Annotated in this window: 17 protein-coding genes; 2 read left to right on the top strand and 15 right to left on the bottom strand. The window is 52.3% G+C overall.

The window, feature by feature from the left end:
* Positions 1-102: 102 nt before the first annotated feature.
* From K6T23_RS02210 to K6T23_RS02150, 13 genes are all read right to left on the bottom strand, one after another.
* Positions 103-1,251 carry an acetylornithine transaminase gene (locus K6T23_RS02210; RefSeq protein ID WP_273546598.1) on the bottom strand — a complete coding sequence of 383 codons (1,149 nt, stop codon included), beginning with the start codon at positions 1,249-1,251 and terminating at the stop codon, positions 103-105.
* Positions 1,248-2,039 (bottom strand): acetylglutamate kinase, encoded by a 792-nt coding sequence (gene argB, locus K6T23_RS02205; protein WP_273546597.1) that lies wholly within the window; start codon positions 2,037-2,039, stop codon positions 1,248-1,250. Before argB ends, K6T23_RS02210 begins: the two co-directional genes overlap by 4 nt.
* Positions 2,020-3,249 (bottom strand): bifunctional ornithine acetyltransferase/N-acetylglutamate synthase, encoded by a 1,230-nt coding sequence (argJ, locus tag K6T23_RS02200; RefSeq protein ID WP_238283498.1) that lies wholly within the window; start codon positions 3,247-3,249, stop codon positions 2,020-2,022. Before argJ ends, argB begins: the two co-directional genes overlap by 20 nt.
* A 14-nt stretch (positions 3,250-3,263) precedes the next feature.
* The gene (gene argC / locus K6T23_RS02195) at positions 3,264-4,298 is read right to left on the bottom strand and encodes an N-acetyl-gamma-glutamyl-phosphate reductase (RefSeq protein WP_238283497.1); all 1,035 of its coding nucleotides are present in this window, start codon (positions 4,296-4,298) and stop codon (positions 3,264-3,266) included.
* Positions 4,299-4,554: 256 nt separating this feature from the next.
* On the bottom strand, positions 4,555-5,835 hold the full coding sequence (gene aceA / locus K6T23_RS02190) for an isocitrate lyase (protein WP_238283496.1): 1,281 nt from the start codon (positions 5,833-5,835) through the stop codon (positions 4,555-4,557).
* A gap of 66 nt (positions 5,836-5,901) precedes the next feature.
* Complete coding sequence (gene aceB / locus K6T23_RS02185; RefSeq protein WP_238283495.1) at positions 5,902-7,479, bottom strand: malate synthase A; 1,578 nt, start codon at positions 7,477-7,479, stop codon at positions 5,902-5,904.
* Between the two features lie 167 nt (positions 7,480-7,646).
* Positions 7,647-8,798, bottom strand: a complete 1,152-nt coding sequence (locus K6T23_RS02180) for a CamS family sex pheromone protein (RefSeq protein ID WP_238283494.1) — start codon at positions 8,796-8,798, stop codon at positions 7,647-7,649.
* 15 nt (positions 8,799-8,813) lie between these two features.
* Positions 8,814-10,820, bottom strand: coding sequence for an NAD-dependent DNA ligase LigA (ligA, locus tag K6T23_RS02175; protein WP_238284365.1), 2,007 nt, complete (start codon positions 10,818-10,820; stop codon positions 8,814-8,816).
* 35 nt (positions 10,821-10,855) lie between these two features.
* On the bottom strand, positions 10,856-13,069 hold the full coding sequence (gene pcrA, locus K6T23_RS02170) for a DNA helicase PcrA (RefSeq protein ID WP_053428902.1): 2,214 nt from the start codon (positions 13,067-13,069) through the stop codon (positions 10,856-10,858).
* A gap of 73 nt (positions 13,070-13,142) precedes the next feature.
* The gene (gene pcrB, locus K6T23_RS02165; protein ID WP_238283493.1) at positions 13,143-13,829 is read right to left on the bottom strand and encodes a heptaprenylglyceryl phosphate synthase; all 687 of its coding nucleotides are present in this window, start codon (positions 13,827-13,829) and stop codon (positions 13,143-13,145) included.
* A 130-nt stretch (positions 13,830-13,959) separates the two neighbouring features.
* Positions 13,960-14,274, bottom strand: coding sequence for a YerC/YecD family TrpR-related protein (locus K6T23_RS02160; RefSeq protein WP_056532519.1), 315 nt, complete (start codon positions 14,272-14,274; stop codon positions 13,960-13,962).
* A 56-nt stretch (positions 14,275-14,330) separates the two neighbouring features.
* A complete protein-coding gene (locus K6T23_RS02155) occupies positions 14,331-15,350 on the bottom strand; it encodes a DUF3048 domain-containing protein (protein ID WP_238283492.1) in 1,020 nt (339 codons plus the stop codon).
* A 43-nt stretch (positions 15,351-15,393) separates the two neighbouring features.
* Positions 15,394-17,184: an adenine deaminase C-terminal domain-containing protein gene (locus K6T23_RS02150; protein ID WP_238283491.1), complete on the bottom strand. Its 1,791-nt coding sequence runs from the start codon at positions 17,182-17,184 to the stop codon at positions 15,394-15,396.
* Positions 17,185-17,252: 68 nt separating this feature from the next.
* On the opposite strand from K6T23_RS02150, the gene K6T23_RS02145 reads away from it, so the two are divergent.
* A complete protein-coding gene (locus K6T23_RS02145) occupies positions 17,253-17,678 on the top strand; it encodes a YgaP family membrane protein (RefSeq protein WP_079514583.1) in 426 nt (141 codons plus the stop codon).
* A 64-nt stretch (positions 17,679-17,742) separates the two neighbouring features.
* On the top strand, positions 17,743-17,853 hold the full coding sequence (locus K6T23_RS22240; RefSeq protein WP_323856363.1) for an EYxxD motif small membrane protein: 111 nt from the start codon (positions 17,743-17,745) through the stop codon (positions 17,851-17,853).
* On the opposite strand, the gene purD is transcribed toward K6T23_RS22240, so the two are convergent.
* Positions 17,831-19,090 (bottom strand): phosphoribosylamine--glycine ligase, encoded by a 1,260-nt coding sequence (gene purD, locus K6T23_RS02140; protein ID WP_238283490.1) that lies wholly within the window; start codon positions 19,088-19,090, stop codon positions 17,831-17,833. The genes K6T23_RS22240 and purD overlap by 23 nt on opposite strands.
* A 57-nt stretch (positions 19,091-19,147) precedes the next feature.
* Positions 19,148-20,683 (bottom strand): bifunctional phosphoribosylaminoimidazolecarboxamide formyltransferase/IMP cyclohydrolase, encoded by a 1,536-nt coding sequence (gene purH, locus K6T23_RS02135; protein WP_238283489.1) that lies wholly within the window; start codon positions 20,681-20,683, stop codon positions 19,148-19,150.
* Positions 20,684-20,693 lie beyond the last annotated feature (10 nt).

Genomic DNA, 20,693 nt, shown 5'->3' with positions numbered 1-20,693 from the left:
ATAATTAAGTATTTTTATACATTTTTAGTCAAAAAAAGAACGAGAATCAAAGGTGGTCTGCCTGATGACCGACTATCCGGCCGGTCATCAGGCTCTTCCTCTTTACACCACGGCCGTTGCCTTGCCGAGTGCTTCTTCCACTTTTGCCACCGCTTGATCGATCTCCTCGATGCTGACGGTCAATGGCGGTAAGAGGCGGATCACCTTCGGACCAGCCGGGAGGGTCAGAAGTCCGTTCTCCCTGAGATCCGTGATGATGCCCCCTGCTTCCGACTCAAGCCCGATCCCAATCATGAGCCCGTTCCCCCTGATGGAGACGTTATGATTGGACAGCTTGTCGTTAAGTTCCTTCATGAAGTAAGCTCCCTTATCCTCTACTTCCTGTAAGAAAGAAGGGACGAAGATTGTCTCAAGCGTTGCTTTGGCCGCTGCCATGGCAAGGGGATTCCCACCGAACGTGGAGCCATGTGTTCCAGGTGTGAATGAAGCCGTGAGGGCCTCCTTCCCGATCATGGCGCCGACAGGAAAACCGCTCCCAAGTCCCTTTGCAGCCGTGACGATGTCAGGGTTCAGATCATGATGCTGATACGCGAATGGTCTTCCCGTACGTCCGATACCTGTCTGGACTTCATCGACGATAAGGAGGGCGCCCCATTCAGTGCACTTCGCCTCGACTGCCTTCAGAAAAGAGGATGTACCCGGAATCACGCCTCCCTCGCCCTGAATGATTTCCACCATGATGGCGGCTATCTCGTCCCCGTTGATGTCTTCAAGGGCCGATTCGTCGTTGTATGGTAAATAATCAAAGGAAGGAACCAGGGGACCAAAGCCGCTGTGCACCTTCTCTTGACCGGTGGCGCTCATCGTGGCGAAAGTACGGCCATGGAAGGATTGTTTGAACGTCAGGATCTTCGTTCTACCCGTGTGCTTCTTGGCAAGCTTGATGGCTGCTTCATTCGCTTCGGCTCCGCTGTTGCAGAAAAATACGGCGTCAAGATCCGTGTTTTCCGTCAAAAGGCCGCCGACCTCTTCCTGGGCGGTGATGGGGAACAGATTGGATACATGCCACACCTTCTCCAGCTGCTCCTTCACAGCCTCTTTCACCACTTCCGGAGAGTGTCCAAGATTGCATACGGCAATACCTGATATGAAGTCGAGATACGAGCGTCCTTCCCCGTCCTTCACGACCGTCCCTTTTCCTGTAACCAGTTCAAGTTCCCAGCGATTATACGTGGGGAATAAATGACTCATAATCGATTGACTCCTTCTGCTTGTATGATTTTCGTCCCGACAATCTTCCCTTCTTCGTAGAGGCTTCCTTTCCCTCCGACAATCATGACTTCCTTCATGCCCGAACCAAGGGTGGAGACAGCCGCTTCGACCTTCGGGATCATCCCGCCGTAAATGGTGCCTTCCTCCACAAGGGAGCGGATGCGCTCTACAGAGGTTTCATGTATAAGATCGCCGTCCTTCAGGATGCCCGGGACGTCTGTGACTAATAATAGGCGTTCTGCCCCGAGACCCGCTGCAATCGCCGAAGCACCGAGATCGGCATTGACGTTCACTTTCACACCGCCGGATGTGACGGCCAGTGGAGTGACAACGGGAACGTATCCGGAGGAGAGGAGATCTTCAAGAAGATCAGTATTCACTTTCACCACTTTCCCCACCCGTCCGAGGACTCCTTCATCCAGGAACTCGGCAAGGAGGGTGCAGTTGTCGTAGCCGCACACGCCTACGGCTTTTACACCTGCGTGATTGAAGCGGTGCGTCAGGTCGCTGTTCACTTTGCCTTTCAGCACCTGTTCCGCCACCTCGAACACTTCATCTGTCGTCTTCCGCTGACCGTTGATGAAGGTGGAGCGGATGCCGAGCTTGTCGAGCATTCCGTTGATTTCCGGTCCACCTCCGTGGACGATGACCACATGATAGTCTTCGGTCATGGAAGCGATGCTGTCGATAAAGGAGGAGGGCAGTTGGGACATGATGCTCCCCCCTACTTTGACGACGACTGTTTCCTTACGTGCGGTAGCTTGCATTGATCTTGACGTAGTCATAGGTCAGGTCACACCCCCAAGCCTTACCTTCTCCGCTTCCTTCCTGAAGGATGATGGAGATGCACACTTTTTCGTTCTTCATATACCCGCTCACCAGTGCTTCATCGAAAGCCTGGGGAGTACCCGAGGTGAATACGAGCGTCTCCCCGATGAAGATATCGCAAAGCTCAGGCTGAATCTTGATGTCACTGTGCCCCATGGCTCCTACGATGCGTCCCCAGTTTGGGTCTCCTCCAAACAGTGCCGTCTTCACCAGGCTGGAACCGACGACCTTTTTGGCTACAACATTGGCTTCCCCGTCGGTATGGGCCCCTTTGACTGTCACTTCGATCAGCTTCGTGGCACCCTCTCCATCTCGTGCGATCTGTTTGGCGAGGTCTTCACACACAAGGGTCAGCGCCTCCTGGAAAGAGGACCAATCAGGGTGCTGGTCGTGAAGCTCTTCATTCCCGGCCAGTCCATTGGCCATCACGACCACCATATCATTCGTCGACGTTTCCCCGTCTACGGTGATCTGATTGAACGATCCGTCGATGGAGGTCTTCAAGGCGGCTTGGAGGGCAGCCGATGAGATGGAAGCATCCGTTGTGACGAATCCGAGCATCGTTGCCATGTTCGGATGGATCATTCCGGACCCTTTTGCAGAGCCCCCGATGGTGACGGTCTCTTCGCCCACCTTCACCCTGTAGCATGCCGTCTTTTCAATGGTATCCGTAGTGAGGATCGCTTGCTGGAATGCAGTGGCCCCTTCTTGTGAATCCGACAGCTCGACCTCCTTGCACCCCCGCTCCATCTTATCCATCTGAAGCCATTCCCCGATCACCCCGGTGGAGGCGACAGCGATGTATTCTTCAGGAAGCTGCAATCGCTCCGCCATCCATTCCCTTGTCTGATAGGCATCTTTCAAACCCTGCTCGCCGGTGCAGGCATTGGCAATTGCACTGTTGACGACAATGGCTTGCAGAAGCCCTTTTTTCCCGATGCTTTCCTGGGTGACTTTGAGAGGAGGAGCCTGGAAGTGGCTCTGGGTATAGACCGCCCCGCAGTTCGCCGGCACTTCGCTGTAAATGACCCCGAAATCTTTTTTGGCATAACGGAGCCCGATATGAAGTCCCCCGGCCTGATAGCCTTTGGGAGAAAGGATCGTTCCTCCCTGTACCTTCACAATCTCCTCTTTCTCTTTGACTTTCATGGTTTCTCCTCCTCTTAAGGATAAATTGGATAGTGATGAAGCCCAGTCGTTTCGTGCCAGCCGAACATCATATTCATATTCTGGACCGCCTGACCGGCTGCACCTTTCATCAGGTTGTCGATGACGGAAACAATCGTGACGCGGCCCGTCCGTTCGTCCATGGACAAGCCGATATCGCAATAGTTGGTCCCGAATACTTCTTTTGTCCCTGGGAACCCTCCTTTGGGTCGTACCCGGACAAAGGGATGGTCACCGTACTCTTCACGGTAGGAAGCAAGAAGCTCTTCAGTGGAAGAAGGAGCCTTCAGTTCCACATAGATCGTCGCCATGATGCCCCTGGTCATGGGCACGAGATGGGTGGAAAACGTGATCGGACCCGCATCGAGAGCCCATTCGTGAAGCTGCTGTTCGATTTCCGGTGTATGCTGGTGCTCATGTACTTTATAGATACGGAAGTTCTCCTGTGTTTCCGCGAAATGACCTGCAAGAGAGGCTTTGCGCCCTGCTCCGGAGAGACCCGTCTTGGCGTCGATGATGACACTGCCCGGCTTGATCCTCCCGGCAGCAGCCAGCGGATACAAACCTAGTAGGACGGCCGTCGGGAAACAGCCGGGGTTGGCAATCAACTCGGCATCCCTGATCGCGCGTCCGTTGCACTCAGCAAGGCCGTATACAGCCCTTTCCAGGGTGTCGGCGGGTGCTGCTTCACCGTGATACCAGGTTTCATAGGCTCCAAGTTCTTTCAGGCGCAAATCTCCTGAAAGGTCGATCACCTTCGCCTGACCACCGAGCAAGCCTGGTGTCATCTTCTTCGAAATCCCTGACGGCGTCGCTAGGAAGACCACATCGAGTCCCTTCATTTGTTCTTCATCGATCGGATGGACACGTTGTTCACTGATTCCGTACAGATGGGGATATTGTTCCGTATAAGGTGTTCCATCGAGGGAGGACGAGTACAGGACACATTCCCTGACCTCCGGGTGATTGGACAGCAGCCGGTACAATTCGACGCCCCCATATCCCGTGCTCCCCACAATACCAACTTTCATTGCATTCACCACTCACATATTTTTTAAATTAGGTATAATTATAGGTATGTATATTAATAAAATCAATAGTATATTTATAAATAATTATTTTATTTAAATAGTTTGGTAATTGGTCCCCGTTTTTTCCCTGAATATAGGTGACGATGGACCGTTCCTTGCAATAGGCCCAATACGTCCTCACTTGACAGGAAGGAATAATCATTCATCTCAATGCATAAAAAATCCGTCCGCTGTATGCGGACGGATCCCCGTCGAATCAGAATTGTGCTGCTTCCGTGGAACCTTTGAGGGCGGTGGTGGAAGAATTCCCGCCTGTAATGACCATGGACACTTCGTCGAAGTAGCCGGTCCCCACTTCCCTTTGATGCCTTGTGGCTGAGTACCCGTGTACCTCGCTTCCGAATTCCGCTTCCTGGAGTTCAGAGTAGGCGGCCATCCCGCGGTCCCTATATCCCCTGGCAAGCTCGAACATGCTGTGATTCAGGGCATGGAAGCCGGCTAGGGTCACAAACTGGAATTTGTAGCCCATGGCTCCGAGCTCCCTCTGGAACTTGGCGATGGTTTCATCGTCAAGCTTCTTCTTCCAGTTGAAGGACGGGGAACAATTATAGGCAAGGAGTTTTCCTGGATATTGCTCGTGGATGGCTTCTGCAAACCGTCTCGCTTCTTCCAGATTCGGTTCGGACGTTTCACACCAGATCAGATCGGCAAATGGGGCATACGCGAGTCCCCTGCTGATGGCCTGGTCCAGTCCTGAACGGGTCCTGAAGAACCCTTCAGGCGTCCTTTCACCCGTGATGAACGGCGCATCATACGGATCGACATCACTTGTGATCAAGTCGGCTGCGTTGGCATCCGTCCGCGCAATGATGATGGTCGGCACACCTGATACATCGGCTGCGAGCCTGGCGGAAATCAGATTCTTCACAGACGTCTGGGTCGGGAGAAGGACCTTCCCGCCAAGATGGCCACATTTCTTCTCAGAAGACAGCTGATCCTCGAAGTGAACGGCAGATGCCCCTGACTCGATCATGCCCTTCATCAGTTCGAATACGTTCAGCTGTCCCCCGAACCCGGCTTCGGCATCCGCTACGATCGGGACGAACCAGTCGATGGATTCATCTCCCTCCACGTAGTGGATCTGATCGGCGCGCTGCAGTGCCTGGTTGATCCGCTTGACCACGGACGGAACGGAATTGGCGGGATAGAGGCTTTGATCCGGATACATCTGACCTGATAGATTCGCATCCGCAGCCACTTGCCAGCCGCTCAGATAAATGGCTTTAAGGCCCGCCCTCACCTGCTGGACAGCCTGATTGCCCGTCAGCGCCCCGAGGGCATGGACATAGGATTCCTCGTGAAGAAGCCTCCAAAGCTTCTCCGACCCTTTCTTCGCGATCGTATGCTCGATATCCATACTCCCCTTTAACCGGATCACATCTTGAGCCGAGTAGGGCCTGGTGACCCCTTTCCACCTCTCGTCTCTTTCCCATCCTTCTTGAAGCTCCATTACGCGCTCATTCATCGATTTCGTCATTTTTAACACTCCTTTTTTGTATCATCCCTTAGGATGGTTATATGAATTTCGTTCTTCCCGTTTTCCTTAGAGAATCTCATAGCCTTTCAGAGTCAAAAATTCTTCGAACCTATCATCTCGGATCAATTCATCGAACAGTTCCACCGCTTCCGGGAAGCGCTTCTCCTCATACGCGGTGCCGAATTCGTCTTTGATACTCGTAAGCTCTTCCTGCTTGATGGCTTCATAGAGTTCCATCGTCAGCTTCCGTCCGTCTGCCAGGACCCCTTCCGGATGCCTGATCCACTGCCAAAGCTGCGCGCGGGAGATCTCGGCGGTTGCTGCATCCTCCATCAGGTGGTTGATCGGTACAGCCCCCTGCCCTTTCAGCCAGGCAGCCACATAGCGGATCCCCACGTTGATATTAAGACGCACCCCGGCTTCCGTGATTGTTCCCTCTGGAAGCTGGAGAAGGTCCTCCGCTGTGATCTGGAGACCCGTCAGCCGTTTATCCCCGATCTGATTATCCCTTGGCATCTCCCCATCGAATACATCTTTCGCGACCTGTACTAGTCCGGGATGCGCAACCCAGGTACCGTCATGTCCATCCCTCGCTTCCCGCTCCTTATCCTGCCGTACCTTCCGGAAAGCTTCCTCGTTCTTTTCGGGATCGCCTTTAATGGGAATCTGCGCCGCCATTCCTCCTATCGCCGGTGCCCCCCTCCGGTGACAGGTCTTGATCGTCAGCAGGGAGTAGGCCCGCATGAACGGCGCCGTCATGGTGACGGTGGAGCGGTCGGGTAGGACTCCCCTCGTGCGGAATTTTTTGATATAGCTGAAGATATAATCCCAACGCCCACAATTGAGACCAGCCGAGTGCTCTTTCAGTTCATAAAGGATTTCATCCATTTCAAACGCAGCGGTGATGGTTTCGATCAGCACGGTTGCCTTGATCGTCCCCCTCGGCAGTCCGACCGCCTTCTGGGAAAAGACGAACACATCATTCCAGAAGCGGGCCTCCTGGTGACTTTCAAGTTTGGGAAGGTAGAAGAATGGTCCCCTCCCGGTCCCGGCAAGCTTCCGACCACTGTGGAAGAGGTGCAAACCGAAATCAACCAGTCCTGCGGAGAGCGGTTCACCGTCCAGCTCAATATGCTTCTCTTCCAGGTGCATCCCCCTCGGTCTGACGATGAGAACGGCCCCTTCCCCGTTGAGGCGGTATTCTTTCCCACCGGGCTGACTGTAGTGGATTGAACCGTTTACCGCATCCCGAAGATTGACTTGCCCTTCCATGACATTCTGCCACGTCGGAGATGTCGCATCCTCCAGGCAGGCCATGAAGCAATTCGCCCCGGAGTTCAACGCATTGATCATCATCTTGCGATCGACCGGACCGGTGATTTCCACCCGGCGATCTTTTAAAGCTTCCGGCAGTTCATCCACTGTCCAGGCAAGCTTGCGGATATGCTCCGTCTCGTCCAGGAAACCCGGTGATTCCCCTTCATCAAACCGTTTTTGCCGATTCAACCTTGCTTCAAGCAGTTCCTTCCTCCTCTGACCGAACCGCCTTTCCAGCTGTTCAAGAAATCCCAGTGCTTCATCTGTGAGGATCTCTTTGTATGATCCTTCTCCCTTTATTCTCATGCCTACCACTTTGGTGTCCATCTTTGCTCATCACACCTTCCACTCTGTATTGTTATAATACAGTTTATTTAATATGTTTGTATTGTATAACAGATAATTCTGTTATGGAACACCTTTTTATTGCTTATCGTTCGACAATTCTCGCAGCACACGAAAAAACCCCGCCTTTACAGGACGGGGTTGAGCGTTCATTCATAGATATGGACGTAGGTTTCCTTGCTTCCTTTTTTCTTCACGATGAGGGCTTCAGGCCCGTCGGAAGAGGAGATGGTTAATTTCATGTCCCAACCTTCAGGCACATGTTTCGTGATCATAGAGGCCAGATGCTGGGCAAATCCAATGGTTTCGGTCTTCCCTTCAAAGGTGAGGGCGACTTCAAAATCCATTTTTGCCAGTTTATCATCCTCATATAGTGCTTGGCCGGTCAAACCGGTGTATACCGGGAAGTAATCCTCCACGTCATCTTTCAGGGTCTTGAAGATTTTGTAATCATTCGGATGGGCATCGGCCGCTTCAGGGGAAGGGAAGAGATAGTGGCTTTCATTCACATCATTCCAATCCTGGATCGAGTCCTCTCCGTTCCCTGCCACGGAATAGGCGAAGAAATGACCGGGTACACGTTCGTCTTTCGGCGCCTGCTTATAAAGGGCAATCATGATCGGGGCGTTTTTGAGCCCGTCTTTCTGACGCAGGCGTTTCACGACCTCTTCGGCCATCTTCATTCCCTGCTGCTTCAGCTCGTCATTGCTGATATTCTTGACGGTCCTTGCTCCGCTGGACATATTCGTCTCATACTGGACCGAGTTCAGGGAGAGGGCAATCACAACTCCTCCAAGCCGAACTTTATCCCCTTCGGTCTTCATGAGGTAATTGTGTTCCACAAGATGGGCGAGGTAGATCGGTTCTGTATCGCCATCCTCCTGGACAGGGTTGAGCCCGATATTCTCGGACTCCTTCATCTTCTTATCCTTGAGCTGCTTGCTCGTATATTTACGCTGCAGCCAGCTGTCGACCGTTTCCTTACCGAGGTATTTCCCTTCTTTGAAGAAATACTCGTCTGTAGGAAATTGATTCTGGGCTACCCGCATAAGCCCTGTCTCGATCTCGTTGATATCATAGCGTGATCCGAGGTCGTTTACGACAACGCCGCGGGTTTCACTGGTTTCATAAGGCAGCATCGTCTTGTAATAGTTTTCCGAAATTTGAAAGCTCGGTATGATCGCTTTCTCTCCTTCGTCGGATTTGTTCTCCTGAACCACCTGATCCTGCTTCTCAAACGTCGGTGCACATCCTCCCAGTAGGAACAGTACGGAGAGAGCGGCCACGATTCCTTTTTTCATTCGTTGCTACACCTCTTATCGGTTTAGTTCTTCCAACAGCTTACCCTCATCCCAAACCTCGATCTCCAGCTCATTGGCCTTCGTCAGCTTGGAACCTGCTTCTTCCCCCGCAATGACGAGATCGGTTTTCTTGCTCACGCTTCCTGTCACCTTGCCTCCGAGGGCTTCGATCCGTTCTTTTGCTTCATTCCTGCTGAGCTGTTCGATCTTCCCTGTAAGGACGATGGTCTTCCCTGCGAAATAGGAGTCCACGTCGCTTGCAGCGACCGGTTTCGGTCCTTTATATTCCATATTCACTCCGGCATCCTTCAATTCCTGGAGCAGCTCCTGTACTTCTTCGTTCTCGAAATAGGCGACGATGGCTTCAGCCATTTTCCCGCCGATCTCATTGACAGCCGTCAGCTCTTCAGCAGAGGCCGAGGATAGCTTGTCCATCGTCCCGAATTCCTGGGACAGGGTCTTGGCGGCTTTGGCACCGACATGACGGATCCCGAGGCCGAACAGCAACTTTTCAAGTGAGTTCTTCTTCGATGCTTCGATGGCAGCAAGGAGATTATCAACGGACTTCTCCCCCATCCGTTCAAGGGCGAGGAGCTGCTCACGTTCCAGTCGATACAGGTCGGCTACATCTTCAATGAGCTGTTCCCTGAACAACTGGCTAATGACCTTCTCTCCCAGTCCGTCGATGTTCATGGCATTCCGTGAAACGAAATGGATGAGTCCTTCCCTGATCTGAGCGGGACATTTCGGATTGATGCACCGGAGGGCGACCTCTCCTTCCAGTCTCACCAGTTCGCTTTCACACTCGGGACAGTGGGTCGGCATGGAGAATTCCTGTTCTTCGCCGGTACGCTTTTCTTCGAGTACATTCACTACTTCAGGGATGATATCCCCTGCCTTTTTGATCACAACGTGGTCGCCGATCTTGATGTCTTTCTCCCGGATAAGGTCTTCATTATGCAGGGAGGCCCGTTGAACGGTCGTCCCTGCAACCCTGACAGGCTCGAGGATTGCAGTCGGCGTCACCACACCGGTGCGTCCGACACTCAGCTCGATGTCCTTCAGGATCGTAACGACTTCTTCCGCCGGAAACTTGAAGGCGATGGCCCATCTTGGGCTCTTCGCCGTCGTCCCGAGTTCACTCTGTTGATCGAGGGCATCCACTTTGATGACGATCCCATCGATATCATACGAGAGATCAGGGCGGCCCTGCGTCCATTTCTCCACGTATTCCAATACTTCTTCAATCGTGGCGCACCGTTTGCGCTCCGGATTCGTCTTAAAACCCAGTTCATCCAGGCGATCTAGCCCCTCGCTGTGCGACTCGATCCCCATATCTCCGATTTCCGCCAGGGCATAAAGGAAGATATCTAGGTTCCGCGAAGCCGCGATTTTCGGATCAAGCTGACGAAGGGAGCCGGCCGCTGCGTTCCGCGGATTGGCAAACGGTTCTTCTCCCCGCTCTTCTTTCGCGGCATTCAATGCTTCGAACGACCGCTTCGGCATGAACGCCTCGCCCCTCACTTCAAATGCGGCCGTGTCTTTCACTTTCAAGGGAATCGAGCGGATCGTCTTCAGGTTGGAGGTGATGTCTTCGCCGATGGAACCATCCCCCCGGGTTGCACCCTGAACGAAGCGGCCGCCCTCATAGCGGAGGGAAACGGCAAGTCCATCGATCTTCAGCTCGCATACATAGGAAAAATCGTCGCCGACTGCCTGGCGGACACGTCTATCGAAATCCCGCAGATCCTGCTCGTTGAAGGCATTCCCGAGACTGAGCATGGGCGTCCTGTGCTCGACTTTTTCAAAGAAATCAAGGATTGCCCCGCCGACCCTTTGCGTAGGGGAATCCGGCGACTTCAGGTCCGGAAATTGGTCCTCAAGTTCGATGAGCTCCCTCAGACGCTGGTCATATTCGGAATCCGGAACCGACGGCTTGTCGAGTACATGATATTCATAGTTATACTGATTCAAGGTTTCGTGCAGCTCCTGCACGCGCTTTTCAGCTGATTGTCGTTCCATTTCCACACAGCCCTTTCAGACGATTTGTAGGTTGTTCACACTTTTTCAATCGGGGCGAATTTCGCCAGGAGGCGCTTGATCCCCGTCGGACTCGGGAAGGCGATGTCGAGTTCGACACCGTCACCGGAGCCTTTTACGCTGACCACGGTGCCTGTTCCCCATTTTTTATGCTGTGCTTTATCACCGACCTGCCAGCTTGCAGCAGCTCCTCCGGATGCCGGTGCCGGACGTGAAACCGGTTTTCTCGGTGCCGGGCGCGCAGCCGGGCGGGATGACTGGAAGGAGATGGCGCTTTTCTTCTCGGTTACCACGTTATCCAGCAGATCTGCCGGGATTTCATTGATGAATCGCGAGACAGGATTCATCTTTGTCTGCCCGAAGAGGGTCCGCATCTGCGCATTCGAGATATACAGTTCTTCCTCTGCACGGGTGATACCGACATACGCAAGCCTGCGCTCTTCCTCCATCTCGTCTTCTTCCATAAGGGATCGACTATGAGGGAATACCCCTTCTTCCATCCCCATCAGGAAGACCACCGGGAACTCAAGACCCTTCGCCGCATGGAGCGTCATCAGGATGACGGAATCCTTCGGCTTATCGTCTTCATCCAACTTGTCGATATCCGCTACAAGGGCAAGGTCTGTCAGGAAGGCCACCAGACTCTTATCCTCATTCGATTTCTCGAACTCCTTGGTAACAGAAAGGAACTCGTCCAAGTTCTCGAGGCGGCTTTGGGATTCAATGGATTTCTCTGCCTTCAGCATGTCGTTGTATCCCGACTTATCGAGGATCTCTTCCACGAGTTCCGTGACGGACAGATACTCCTGCATTCCTGTATAGCCTTTGATCATTTCCTTGAATTCAATCACGGCTTTGGTGATTTTCGGGCTCAATCCGATGAAATCGGCTTCTTCAAGGGCCGTGAACATGGAAATATCATGGTCCTGGGCATATCGGGCAATCTTATCGAGGGACGTCGCCCCCACTCCCCGTTTCGGTACGTTGATGACCCTTTGCAGGCTGATGTCATCATCAGGGTTCGAAATGAGACGCAGATAGGCCAGGATGTCCTTAATCTCTTTACGATCGTAGAACTTGATTCCGCCGACGATGGCGTATTCAATATTCGATTTGAGGAGAACTTCCTCCATAACACGGGACTGTGCATTGGTCCGATACAGGATGGCAAAGTCGGAGTATTTCCGCTTTCCTGCATCCACCATTTCCTTGATTTTACCTGTTACGAACTGAGCTTCGGATTGTTCCGTATCCGCTCTGAAATAAGAAATTTTCTCACCGTCATGGTTTTCCGTCCACAGGTTCTTCGGCTTCCGATTCGAATTCTTCTGGATGACTTCGTTCGCCGCCTGGAGGATCCGCTTCGTCGAGCGGTAATTCTGCTCGAGGAGGATGACTTTGGCCCTCGGGTAATCCTTCTCGAAGGATAGGATATTGGCAATGTCGGCACCGCGCCATTTATAAATGGACTGATCGGAGTCACCGACGACACAGAGATTCTGGAAGCGCGACGCCATGAGCTTGACGAGCATGTACTGGGCCCTGTTCGTATCCTGATACTCATCCACATGGATATATTGGAATTTGCGCTGATAGAATTCAAGCACTTCCGGCACCCTTTGGAACAGCTGGATCGTCGTCATGATCAGATCATCGAAGTCGAGTGCCTGATTCTTCCTGAGGCGTCTCTGGTATTCCGTGTACACATCGGAAACGACCTGATCATAATAGCTCCCTGCATTCTTCGCGAATTCTTCAGGGGGGATCAGTTCATTCTTCGCTGAGCTGATCGAGCCGAGGATCGATCGTGGATCGAATTTCTTCGGATCGATGTTGCGGTCCTTCAGGATCGACTTGATGACAGACTGCTGATCCGTCGTATCAAGGATCGTGAAGTTCCGGTTGATGCCGATCCGGTCGATGTCCCTTCTGAGGATCCGTACACACATACTGTGGAAGGTGGAAATCCAGATACTCTCGGACGCTCCACCGAGAATATTCGTGATCCGCTCCTTCATCTCCCTTGCCGCTTTATTCGTAAACGTGATGGCCAGTATATTATAAGGATTGACTCCTTTTTCCACCATCAGATAGGCGATCCGGTGGGTCAACACCCTCGTCTTCCCGGAGCCTGCACCTGCCATGATCAACAGAGGGCCATCGGTCGCCTTTACGGCTTCTGCCTGCTGTGGATTCATCCCGTTCAATAATCGATCAGTCAAAAATTGCATTCTCTTCACCACCATAACGAACATACGTTCTATTTTTTATCATTATACTTTATGCTAAGGCCAATGGCTACTTTTATCCTTTTACAGCTTTCACGGTTTTGAGCGCTTCTTTCAGATTATCATACACGGCATTGCCGACCACAATCACATCGGCGATGGCAGCTATCTCTTTTGCTTGACGGGCATTCGAGATGCCCCCGCCGTAGAAGAACGTCGTCTCATTCAGGGCGTCGCTCACTTCTTTGACCGTATCGATATCCCCATACATTCCACTGTACTCCAAGTAGAAGATCGGCAGGTGGAACATCTCTTCGGCCATGCGGGCATAGGCTGCTGCATCTTCAGCATCGAGGGCGCCTGTTGCGCCGGTCAGCTGTGCCGCCTTGCAGTCGGGGTTCATGATGCAGTACCCCTCCACCAGGATCTCCTCCCAGTTCATGATTTCTCCGTATTCCTTCACGGCTTGATGATGCAATCCCGTCACCCAGTCGGTGTCCGAACTGTTCAAGACCATGGGGATGAAATACAAGTCGAATCCCGGTGTCAGGGATTCCATATCCGATACTTCAAGGATACAGGGAACCGTATAGCGCCGCACACGAGCCATCAAATCCAGGACATTCTCAAGGGTCACACCGTCCGTCCCCCCTACCAGGATGGCATCGGTCCCGGATTCACAGATGGCTTCAAGCTCTCCATCTTCTATGGTTTTGTTCGGATCTAATTTAAACACATGGCTCCACTGCCGGACATCATACATACTGTCGTTCCTCCATTCATTCTTCCATCTAACGTATTATATCATTTACGGACAGGCATCGCATACCATCGTCGGCTGTAAAAAAGTTGAAGGAATCACCCGCCGGACAAAAAAAGAAAGACGGCTGCAATCAGCTGTCTTCCTCTTTATCATCTTTTTTATGAACGCGGTCGAGCACAAGTTGATACGTATCGTTCCCATAGTTCAAGCAGCGTTTGACACGTGAGATGGTGGCGGTACTGGCACCGGTCTCCGTTTCGATTTTATGATAGGTATTCCCGTCCTGAAGCATGCGTGCCACCTCAAGGCGCTGAGCCAGTGATTGAATTTCATTGATGGTACAAAGGTCATCGAAGAAACGATAGCACTCTTCCAGATCCTGAAGTGAAAGGACGGCATTGAAGAGCTGATCGAGTTCTTTGCCCCTAAGTTTATTGATTTGCATAATGGTATACTCCTTTATTTGCTAAAAATTAGTGCCGTAACGCGCTGAGAAGAAGATCATCTGCCCTCTTCATAGGATACGGCTTCCGATAGTCCCGGAGAATCGGGTATCACAGAGATCCACGTGTGGCCCGGGTGGAAAGGAATCGGTTTTCCGTCCTGATAAGGGAGGATGCGTCCCCCGTCGTTCTTCCAGTTGACGTCCCGGAGGATGCCATCTTGGATCAGGTAGGCCTTCCCTCCGCTTTCGAAGTCGATCATCCGTCTGCCCGAGGTGTCGACGACCTCATGACGCGCTTGGATGATCAATAGATTCTCGATGAGGACGGGATTTTTTGTTCCGTCATCCACGGTTTGGTCGCCTGCTGAATACCGTTCGTATTTGCCTTCATCTCTGTTATAGATGAAAGTGGAATCAAAGGAAGGATCCTCATAGGATACCATGACTGAGCCTGCAGCCTTCCCTTTTGCCGGATCATCTGAGAAAGCGAGATTCTTGGGTGGGGCGGAAAGGTCATACCCCAGATCGTCGGCACCCTTCTTGATGTTCTCGAACGTGATATAGGAATTATGGGGTGCCTTCCGTGAGCTTGCCCGTTTGAACAATGTTCCATCATAGCTGATACCATTCAGGTTATCAACAGAGCCGCCCTGAAGGATCTTTTTCGCATCAGGCGAATAACCATGTGCGATGAACAGACTGTCATACCCCTTTGCGAGACTGATATAATAATCCCTTGCACTCCTTACAGGACCCACATTCTCAGGCCATTCACTCTGAAAGATGGCCAAAAATCGGGTAATATTCCCTTCGGCGAGGATTTCATAGACGATATCCGCCTGGGATAAGCCTGATTGTGGTCTTGCCTTCGGATGATTATTGATCATGACGGCGATGGACCTGCCGTTTCCTTCATCCTGGACTTCCCCTGTTAAAGGAGAGTGGGACTCAGCACCTGTCTTGTCTTCTGATACTGGGACGGCATCTTCATTGTCAGTCGGATTCGTTGGCTGATTTGAGCTGCATGCGACAAGTGTGAGCACGCTTATGGCAATGGCCATGAAACGAACAAGCATGCTGAACACCCCTATTTTATTAAAATGAACTTACTTTCATATTTTAACGCATTATCGTCGGAAAGAGTACCGTTTTATTCATGACATCATAGATTCCTTTCGGTGTGACACGGATGTACGGAAGATGGGTAGACTGAAGGAAGAGCAGGGTATAGATGGGATCGGCAAACGTGTAGCCCCTCTCGATCAGGGCCTCTTTCAGTGCCTTTTCTTCCCCGATCAATTCAGGCATCTCCTTGTCGGAAAGGATCCCACTCAATGGAAGGGGGATTTCCTGGACGACTTCCCCGTTTTCCGTCAGGACGATGCCTCCGCCCAGCTCCTTCATGCGGTTGAACGCCGCAATCATGTCGGGCTTGCTCTTCCCGATGACGATGATGTCCCCCGTATTGGAGTACGATGACGCAAACCCCATGACAGAGTGAGCGAATCCTTTGATCATCGTCGAGATCCTCCACTTCCCTCCGCGGCCTAGCATAAGGAGGAAGGATTCATCGTGCTCCGTAGAGAGTACATCCTGGGATGGATTGATCGCAATGGAATACGGCTTCGTGATGACGTCATTGACCATTTCGATTCCGAACGGCATGGAGAACTGCATATCATCATATCCTGCCTCCCAGTTGAGATCGAGGGGCTTGAACCCATTGGTCGACCAAGAGATGACCGTATCCTCTTTCACTGGTTCCCCGTCCTTCAGTACCCACTTCCCTTTCGCAAGAACCGAAACGGGTGTTGCATCGTCCTTCTTCTTCAGGAAGTTGATGTTGGCCACGCGTCCCGTCGCAATCATCCCATGAAGATGCCCGATCCCGTAATGTCTGGCCGCATTATAGCTTGCCATGTTGAACGCTTCGACTTCAGGGATGCCGCTTTCGATGGCCATATTGATCAAGCCGTTCATCACACCATCTTCGTAAAAGGCCGGAGTAGACCCATCTGTCGTGAATAGGAGGGAATCATATGTGTCGATTCCCTGCTCCTTCAGTCCTTCCAGTAAAACCGGCAAATCCGGTCGGATGGACGAGTGCCTCAAGGTGACCGTCAGCCCTTGGAGAAGGCGCTTATACACGTCTTCGCCGGTCATGGATTCATGATCTCCGTCGATCCCGAGAAGGCGGAGCTTCGCGATCGTCTTATCCGAAGCACCCGGTAGATGGCCTTCGACGGCCTTGCCCATCCTCTTCGCTTCCTGCATCCAGTGAAGAATGAGATCATCCCCCTCAAGGAGGCGCGGCCACGCCGTCAGTTCCCCGCCCTGGATGACCGCATCATGCTCCAGCCAAGATTTCACTTCCCGATTCGAGAACGTCGTTTCTTCCTGTACCATCTCTGTCTGTGAATCGAACCGTGTCCACCAGTACATGGTCACAGGTAGTTTTTTGAGCTCTTTCAATAAAGTAAACGCTTTCTTTTTTCCCGATAATAAAAACATCATCAGATTGTCGTTGATAAATGTCGTTGTTCCGGTCTGAGATGCATATTTGGTGAAAGTCTGGGGATTATAAAGCTGAAACGGGTGAACATGCGGTTCGATGTATCCCGGAACAAGATAGTGGGAGCGGCAATCGATGATCTCGCAGTCCGATGTATCTTCCGGCAGGCGGTCTCCGGCATATACGATGCGGTCGCGATCGATCCAGATATGGCCCTCAACCCATTTCTTGAGAGTCGAATGTAGGTATGTGGCATTCTTCAGGAGCATGCTAGGGGAGCGCTGTCCATCCAGCACCTGTACATGTTCTCTCAGCTCTTTGTTCTTCCATCTGTAGCGTTGTTCCAATGTGAACACTCCTCTAGTGGAATGATAATAGTATAGTTCCCATGCTAACATATTTTACTATTTAACGCAGTAAAGGTTTAAACAATTATGTGAATTTTACACTCAAGGAGATGAAGGAAATGAAGGTATCATCAAACATCGGAATCATCAACGCCCTCGTGAGGATCACCATCGGTTTCACCCTCCTCGCCTGGACCACAGCAAAGCTTGTCAAACGCCCTTGGAGAAAGTCCTATTTGCTCGTCGCAGCCGTCGCCGCCATGAAGATTGGGGAAGGATTCCTGAAATACTGTCCGGTCACAGACCTTATGGGAAGGGACTCTGACAAAGGCATGAACATGAAAGATATGTTCTCTTGGAATAAGAAGGACGAGCATGGGGGTCACGAGCACCACAATCAGCACGAACCGGCCAAGCATACCCCTGTGCATCCGGAACCGCATCAAGAAAAGAAAAGTGAGTTCAACCCGGAGCAATTCTCCAATGATGAGGTAGCCAAAGCGTTAAAAGGCGGGATTCCTGATTCCGGCTTCACAAAGAACTGAGATACAAAGTAAAGAGTGCCGGGGATCCCGGCACTCTCATTCGTATGAAAAGGAGTGATGAAACATGCTTGAATACATCACGGATATGTCTTATGTCCTCCTGTCCATCATCGGAGGGATCGTGGCATTCCTGTTCGTCTATGTGAAACGCGTCAGGAAGAAACGCGTCCGATAGCCTTGGCACCGATATCCGTTCGGTAAAAGAGACCCGGCGTTTCCAGCCGTCCAAGTTTTTCATAGACGGCTTCCATGGCCTGTTCAACCGAAGGTCCCTTCGCCGCTGTGAGAAGGACTCTTCCTCCGTTTGAGACTAGTCCTGTTTCACCCGTCTCCGTTCCTGCGTGGTACACAAGTTCAAACGCGCTCAAGTCCGGGATCGGAACGCCCTTCCTGTAGGACCCAGGGTAGCCCTCGGCAGCGAGAACGACACCGACCACTGCTTCCTCGCTCCACTCCAGGGACACGTCCTTCCCTTCGATCAAGTCTTTCACCACAAGGCCGAAGTCGGATGTCAGCCGCGGCAGTACCACCTGGGTTTCAGGATCGCCGAAGCGCGCATTGAATTCAATGACTTTCGGGCCATTACTCGTGAGCATCAAACCTGCATACAGAATCCCCGTGAACGGGCGACCTTCTTCGACCATGGCTCGCGCCGTCGGTTCGAGGACGGTCTTCACGGCATCCTGCACCACCGCGTCAGGAATATGGGGAACCGGGGAGTATGCCCCCATCCCGCCTGTATTCGGTCCTTCATCCCCGTCATGGGCACGCTTGTGATCCTGTGCGATCACCATGGGGTGGACGGTCTTCCCGTCCACAAAGGCCATGAGGGAGAATTCTTCACCGAACAGACACTCTTCCACCACTACCTTCTGGGATGCGTCGCCGAAGCGGGCATTCACGAGCATGTCTTCCAGGGCACCGACCGCTTCCTCCAACGTGCCGGCTACAACGACCCCTTTACCGGCTGCAAGACCATCGGCTTTGATGACGATGGGTGCACCTTTCCTCTTTACATATTCAATGGCATCCGCAGCATCGGTGAATACTTCATAATCCGCTGTCGGGATCCCGTAATCCTTCATGAGCTGCTTGGAGAACGATTTGCTTCCTTCAATGATTGCCGCATCCTTGGTCGGACCGAAGATCGGAAGCGACTCCGCCCTGAATACATCGACGATCCCTTCCAGAAGGGGATTTTCCGGACCGACGAATGTGAAATCAAGCTTTTCCGCCCTGGCAAACTCCACTAGGGCCCGGATATTCGTCTCCTGGATCGGCACAAGCTGCGCCACCTCGGAGATGCCCGCATTCCCGGGAGCACAATACACTTTCGACACACTGTCACTTTCGGCAAGCTTTTTGCAGATGGCATGCTCACGGCCGCCACGTCCAATCACTAACACGTTCATCAGTAGAACCTCCTTTTGATAGGGAAGCCCCTCACATTCAGGAGGGGCAGAATGACCTTAATGTTTGAAATGACGTACGCCTGTGAAGACCATGGCGATTCCGTGCTCATCGGCCATTTGTATCGATTCTTCGTCGCGGATCGACCCGCCTGGTTGGATGATGGCTGTGATACCGGCTGACGCTGCCGTCTCTACCGTATCTCCCATCGGGAAGAAAGCATCGGACGCGAGGGACGCACCCTTCGCTCGTTCACCCGCCTGTTCAAGGGCGATCTTGGCGGCGCCGACACGATTCATCTGACCGGCACCGACGCCGAGTGTCATCTGATCGTCCGTCACGACGATGGCATTGGATTTCACGTGTTTGACGACTTTCCATCCGAGCTTCAATGCATCCCACTCTTCTTCTGTCGGTTGACGCTTCGTCACGACGCGGACATCTGCCTGCTCGAGGGTATGCGTATCGTCTGCCTGTACAAGGAGGCCTCCCTCAACCGATGTCAAACGACGCTCCGTTTTCTTCACGGAATCAAACGGTACGGTCATGAGCCTGATATTCTTCTTGCCTGAAAGGATCTCGAATGCTTCATCGCTGAATGCAGGCGCGATGACGATCTCAAGGAAAATCTCATGAAGCAACCTGGCTGTCGCTTCATCCACCTGGCGGTTCAAGGCGACGATGCCGCCGAAAATGGACGTGGAGTCCGCTTCATACGCCTTTTCGTACGCTTCGAGAATCGTTTCCCCGACTCCGACGCCGCAAGGGTTCATATGCTTGACGGCGACCGCTGCCGGACCGTCGAATTCCTTAACGATCTGAAGGGCTGCATTGGCATCGCTGATGTTGTTATAGGAAAGCTCCTTCCCGTGAAGCTGTCTTGCCATGGCAATGGAGAAATCCGACCCAAGGGCAGAACGATAGAAGGATGCTTCCTGATGTGGATTTTCACCGTATCGGAGCGTCTGCTTGAGCTCGAATGTACGGGTGAGGCGCTCAGGGTTCTCCTCGCCTGCAAGCTCAGTCATGTACTCTGCGATATAGGCATCATACGCGGCTGTATGGCGGAATACTTTTGCAGCCAGCTTCCTGCGCTTCTCATGAGGAACGACTCCATTGACTTTGAGCTCGACCAGCACGTCTTCGTAATCAAGGTGATCGACGACGACGGTGACATATTGATGATTCTTTGCTGCGGCACGAAGCATCGTCGGTCCACCGATGTCGATGTTCTCGATGGCCTCATCCGCTTCGACATTCGGTTTGGAGATCGTTTGTTGGAATGGATACAGGTTCACACAGACTAGATCGATTCCTTCGATGCCCTGCTCTTTCATCTGCTCAAGATGGCTTTCCTCGCCGCGCTTGGCCAGTAGCCCACCATGAATGAACGGATGAAGGGTCTTGACGCGCCCTTCAAGGATCTCAGGGAACCCAGTCACTTCTTCTACTCCGATGACTTCTACCCCGCTGTCACGAAGAAGACGCTTTGTCCCTCCTGTCGAAATGATCTCAAAACCCAATGCCCGGAGCTCGCTTGCAAATTCGATCACTCCGCTTTTATCCGAAACACTGATCAATGCTCTTTTTTTCAATGTGAATCCT

It is taken from the genome of Rossellomorea marisflavi (assembly GCF_022170785.1).
Lineage (GTDB): Bacteria > Bacillota > Bacilli > Bacillales > Bacillaceae_B > Rossellomorea > Rossellomorea marisflavi_B.
Note: the sequence above shows the minus strand (reverse complement) of the source record. Positions and strands in the feature narration are given on the sequence as shown.

What these genes read in the sequence shown, in the direction of transcription:
- K6T23_RS02210 (WP_273546598.1), bottom strand. Translation starts at nt 1,251, where the DNA reads ATGAGTCATTTATTCCCCACGTATAATCGCTGGGAACTTGAACTGGTT.
- argB (WP_273546597.1), bottom strand. Translation starts at nt 2,039, where the DNA reads ATGCAAGCTACCGCACGTAAGGAAACAGTCGTCGTCAAAGTAGGGGGG.
- argJ (WP_238283498.1), bottom strand. Translation starts at nt 3,249, where the DNA reads ATGAAAGTCAAAGAGAAAGAGGAGATTGTGAAGGTACAGGGAGGAACG.
- argC (WP_238283497.1), bottom strand. Translation starts at nt 4,298, where the DNA reads ATGAAAGTTGGTATTGTGGGGAGCACGGGATATGGGGGCGTCGAATTG.
- aceA (WP_238283496.1), bottom strand. Translation starts at nt 5,835, where the DNA reads ATGACGAAATCGATGAATGAGCGCGTAATGGAGCTTCAAGAAGGATGG.
- aceB (WP_238283495.1), bottom strand. Translation starts at nt 7,479, where the DNA reads ATGGACACCAAAGTGGTAGGCATGAGAATAAAGGGAGAAGGATCATAC.
- K6T23_RS02180 (WP_238283494.1), bottom strand. Translation starts at nt 8,798, where the DNA reads ATGAAAAAAGGAATCGTGGCCGCTCTCTCCGTACTGTTCCTACTGGGA.
- ligA (WP_238284365.1), bottom strand. Translation starts at nt 10,820, where the DNA reads ATGGAACGACAATCAGCTGAAAAGCGCGTGCAGGAGCTGCACGAAACC.
- pcrA (WP_053428902.1), bottom strand. Translation starts at nt 13,069, where the DNA reads ATGCAATTTTTGACTGATCGATTATTGAACGGGATGAATCCACAGCAG.
- pcrB (WP_238283493.1), bottom strand. Translation starts at nt 13,829, where the DNA reads ATGTATGATGTCCGGCAGTGGAGCCATGTGTTTAAATTAGATCCGAAC.
- K6T23_RS02160 (WP_056532519.1), bottom strand. Translation starts at nt 14,274, where the DNA reads ATGCAAATCAATAAACTTAGGGGCAAAGAACTCGATCAGCTCTTCAAT.
- K6T23_RS02155 (WP_238283492.1), bottom strand. Translation starts at nt 15,350, where the DNA reads ATGCTTGTTCGTTTCATGGCCATTGCCATAAGCGTGCTCACACTTGTC.
- K6T23_RS02150 (WP_238283491.1), bottom strand. Translation starts at nt 17,184, where the DNA reads ATGTTAGCATGGGAACTATACTATTATCATTCCACTAGAGGAGTGTTC.
- K6T23_RS02145 (WP_079514583.1), top strand. Translation starts at nt 17,253, where the DNA reads ATGAAGGTATCATCAAACATCGGAATCATCAACGCCCTCGTGAGGATC.
- K6T23_RS22240 (WP_323856363.1), top strand. Translation starts at nt 17,743, where the DNA reads ATGCTTGAATACATCACGGATATGTCTTATGTCCTCCTGTCCATCATC.
- purD (WP_238283490.1), bottom strand. Translation starts at nt 19,090, where the DNA reads ATGAACGTGTTAGTGATTGGACGTGGCGGCCGTGAGCATGCCATCTGC.